General features: G+C 41.0%; 3 protein-coding genes. All 3 read right to left on the bottom strand.

Annotated features, from left to right (window positions below; translation table 11 throughout):
• Positions 1-3,209 (bottom strand): hypothetical protein (locus KGY70_12975; GenBank protein ID MBS3776099.1); only part of this gene is annotated, 3,209 nt, incomplete at its 3' end.
• A gap of 88 nt (positions 3,210-3,297) precedes the next feature.
• A complete protein-coding gene (gene prmA, locus KGY70_12970; protein MBS3776098.1) occupies positions 3,298-4,152 on the bottom strand; it encodes a 50S ribosomal protein L11 methyltransferase in 855 nt (284 codons plus the stop codon).
• A gap of 8 nt (positions 4,153-4,160) precedes the next feature.
• The coding region (locus KGY70_12965) for a triosephosphate isomerase (protein MBS3776097.1) at positions 4,161-4,427 on the bottom strand (267 nt) is incomplete at its 5' end.

Here is a 4,427-nt window from a genome sequence, read left to right as displayed (position 1 = left end):
TTAATGTCTGCATTGAAAATTTCATGATACTTTTCATCCCGGCCGGCAATCAGTTTGGCTTCCCTCAATGTGTCCATTGAAGCTTCTTCTCGTATGGTTACTTTCTCCTCATTGGGCAGAATCCTGGCATCTGCTGTGAATATATGTTCAACCTGCCTTGCATTCATCGTATTATCGGGTATACTGTAGGTCATTTCCCGTGAGGCAAAACGCAGGGAATCCTGAGATTTATGGGTTGACATGTACAATGCTCCTTTCTGCTCACCGTCTTTCAATGCTGCCAGTTCGGAATCCGAACCATCTGTAGGTTTAGGTGTAGATTCAACTTCCAGGGTATCCTTGTCCATTTTCCAGACAAATTCGTCCAGGTAGCTGAGGTATAAATTCCGCGGAAATTCTGAAACCGAATAATTATTTATGGTATTAAACCGGGCTGTCTGATGGTCGTAATTCACATGGGCATTGAGTGTATCCGACCTGAAGGCCGTTGCATCGCGGTCTGATGTTTGAAGTTCAAAATTTGCCGTATCTGCATCAAAAGCCTGACTTTCAAATTCAAGGCTTTGCGATGTCAAAAGGGCTTTCTTCATATCCAGTTTGCCTTTACCTGTCAATCCAGTGGGTTTCAGGTTCAGGTAGCCATTGAGGCTCGATTTTCCCCCGTACATGGTAAAAGCTTCATCGGATTGGCGGATCTGCATGTCGTTTTCTTTAGGATACCATTGGATATTCACTCCTTTCGAGGCAACATCCGGGTATTCTATACCCGTGGTTTTTTGAGCTATATTGAATTCATTGGCATGAATGGAAGTGGAGTCGGGGAAAAACAAGACGTCATCGGTTACTGCAGTGGAAGTAAGGTAGGTGAGTTTGCCTTCACCCTTCAGCCCTTTGTTGCTCATGTCAATTTTTTGGTAATAGTGCCCCTTCCCGTCATAGAGCGGCAACCCTTCCTCTGAGGTTGTTCTTTCAAAGCCCAGCGAGTTGTCATCCCGGAGAACCAATGTTTCTTCAATAGGTGGGAAAATACCGGCAGAACGGAAAGTCCCCTCGAATTTCATGTGCTCGGGGGTAAAGTTATCCAGGCTGTCCATGGTGAATGGATCCAGTTTGAAGTAAAAATTTTCTTTTTTATAGGGTCCGTTGAACAGATCGTCGTAATATACGTAGGATTCCTTTTCTCCTTCAAATGTCGGAAAGTCTGGAAAATTTTCCTTTCCCGATTTATTATTGGGATTGTCAATATGCAATTTGCCTGTCAGGTCATTGATGGTATTTTGTACATTGGCTAGCAATTTTTGGCCATATTCATTGCGTTCATCCGTTTTAAATTTTATATGTAATGAATCAATTCTATTCATTGCGATATTGAAATCTTCATAGTTAAAGGACATGCTGTCACCAAAAAAGGTAAAAAGGCCGCCAACCACCACTCCTCCAAAATCCATCCGGCGGTTCTTTTTCATGGTGATTTCTCTATGATGGGGATAGATGATTACATTCTGGGAATCACTCACAAACACCTTCTGTACTCCATTTATGTCGAGGTTCATGTTCGATAAATCCAGTACGGCATTGTGACTGGGTGATTCCACCTGTGAATTGAGCCGGATCACATCATAGTCAATTTTTCCTATTCTGGCCTGGATATAGTCAAAAAGTTTATCGTTAATGGTTACTGTATCGGATTCCGGGCTATAAAAAATAAATCCGTCCTGTGCCAGATACATGAGTCTTTGCCGTACCTGATGGGCGGGCAGTCTCATATATTTGGCGTATTCACCGGCATCGAACCTTCTGCTATCTGCTTTATCGGAATAATTCCGGATGGCAATCAGGGGATGTTTGCGGTCCCTCATCTCCAGCCTGATCCATTCATCCAAAGTATAATAGTTCATTGAAGTGAATGTTGCCTGTCCCCGGGAAGAATTTTTACTCCGTGTCAAATGGATCTTATCTTCATTTGTATTCCATAATAACCGCTCAAAATTCATTGAAACCTGATGATAGGTGTTGTAATAGACGCTTTCTGATAGCATGTTGTCGTTTGAAGTCAGTTCTATGTTTTGTTGGTTTACATTATAGGTAAACTGCAATCCCGTATGATATATAGAATCCTGCTTCAGATGGATGGTAATGTTTGCTCGGCGGGATACAGCTTTATTCTTTTGAAGGATAAATGTTTCTGCCCGGGCTGTCATAAAAATTTTATCATTGCGGTGAACTTTAAGGATGGCATCCCTGTTTTTTCCGCTATTTCCAATGAATTGCGCCCCTTTCATCCGAAATCCCCCTGTATAATGCATGTTTTTGTAAATTTCCGGAATTTCAAAAACTTTCTGGTAAGAATCAAAGACAGGATAAACAGCGTCGGCCGGTTCGATTACATGAACCAGTTTCTCTTCCAAAGTCCCTTGAATGGGACGATCGAAGTAAAGTGTGTTGGTAAATTGAACAGAATCAGCCTGATATTCGGCCATGGACATATCAATTGTATAATCGCTCAATTCAGCATATACATTGCCGGGGGAATATCCTGCACGTTCCCAGGTGACCTTACCTCCCTTTCCGTTCCATTGTTCTTTAAAAGGTAAATACATTCCCTCAGTATTGTAAATTCTAATGCTGTCATTCCGCTGTTTACATTTTAAGCGGGTTTCAGAATAAATTACTTTTATGGTGGTATCATAGGTAAATTGGTAGTTGTTACCGTTCGCATACCATTTGCGGGATCTTGAGGAATATAATCTGTCCGATTCGATGAAATTGAGTGTGAAATGAAAATAACCGGTTATTTTCTTTAATTTTCTTTTTTTCTCACGGATAAGATGATGGAAACCTTTCATCCAGGTTGGGAAATATTCTGATTCGAAGTCTGTATTGTTCAACCGGATCAGGAAATCAAGCATGGTGGTGAAATGTGGCTCTCTTTTCGCATTGTTTTGCAGTAAGGTATTGGCCATATATACAATGGTATCCCGTTTCTCAGATGTAAATTTTCCAGTTGTCCAATATTCCCTGAATTTCTCAAACGTTTCCTCATTGCTTTTCTTTATTCTTTTTTCAAGATATTCGGATAGGGTTTCTATAAATTCTGCGGAGTCCTCCGGAAATTCCTCTATTTTTTGAGCGTCTGTTATTTTTGGTGCAACAAAAAATACACATGCAATACAAAATATGCTGGATTTCAGTATATACTGCAATTTCAAATCAAATCTGTTTTAGAATTTAACTTCAACTGTCTGCTGTGAAAAAAATCAAAAGCTTTATTGATCCATTCATCAAAATATTGGTTTATTACGCAGAAACATTCTTTTTCAGTTTCATAGCTACCCATAAGTTTCTTTCCTTATGCGTTACGTAATAAAGCCCATATTGGTTAGACTTTTTTTCGATCTTTTTCATATCGCCCCGGTATATGCCGCTTAAGATCAATTCGCCTTTATCGGGGAGACAGTTGGAGTAAACAGGGAGGTCTTCCAGCAATGTATTCAGATTGATATTGGCCAGAATGATATCAAATTGGTAGGTTTCAATATCCCGGGCAGTACCCTGAAGGATCTTGATGTTTGGGATGTTATTCATTTCGGCATTTTCCCGGGAATTTTGCCAGGCCCATTCATTGTTATCCACAGCCCACACTTCTTCCGCCCCCCTTTTTGATGCCAGTATGGCCAGAATTCCGGTTCCGCAGCCCATATCCAGGACTTTTTTTCCGGCAAGGCCGAGTTCAAGCACGGATTCCATCATTAGTATGGTGGTGGAATGATGTCCGGTGCCGAAGGACATTTTCGGCTCGATGACAATTTCATACCTGAAATTTTCTACTTTGTCATGAAACGGGGCTCTAACCAATATATCATTCCCAATTCTTACAGGTTTGAAGTTTTTCTCCCATTCCTTATTCCAGTTTTTCTCTTCAATAATTTGGGTATGGAACTCAATGTAATCTGGATAGATATACAGCAGGGGTAAATTGCGGACTTCTTCAAAGTCAAAATTGTTCTCCGCAATATAAGCTTTAAGTCCTTCCGGGATATTCTGAAAAGCATAAAAGCCCAGCTCTGAGAGCTGGGCCAATAATATATCTGAGATATTTTGTTTCTCGTATTTATCTGCATGTATGATGCAATGCAGTTCAACCGTGTTCATCCTTACGATTAGCTGAAAGTTTTGGTTAATTCAACAAAATCTTTTGATTTGAGGGATGCTCCGCCTATTAGCCCGCCGTCAATATCCGGCTGTTTGAAAAGTTCTTCGGAGTTTGACGGTTTGCAGCTACCACCATATAAAACGGAAGTATTTTCTGCAGCATCATCGCTAAAATTGTCCCTGATGAGTTGCCGGATGAATTTGTGCATTTCCTGCCCTTCTTCAGGCGTTGCCGTTTTGCCGGTTCCTATTGCCCAAACCGGTTCGTAGGCCAG

Source organism: Bacteroidales bacterium (assembly GCA_018334875.1).
In the GTDB taxonomy this organism is placed as follows: domain Bacteria; phylum Bacteroidota; class Bacteroidia; order Bacteroidales; family UBA12077; genus JAGXLC01.
This window is presented reverse-complemented; position numbering and strand designations above follow the sequence as displayed.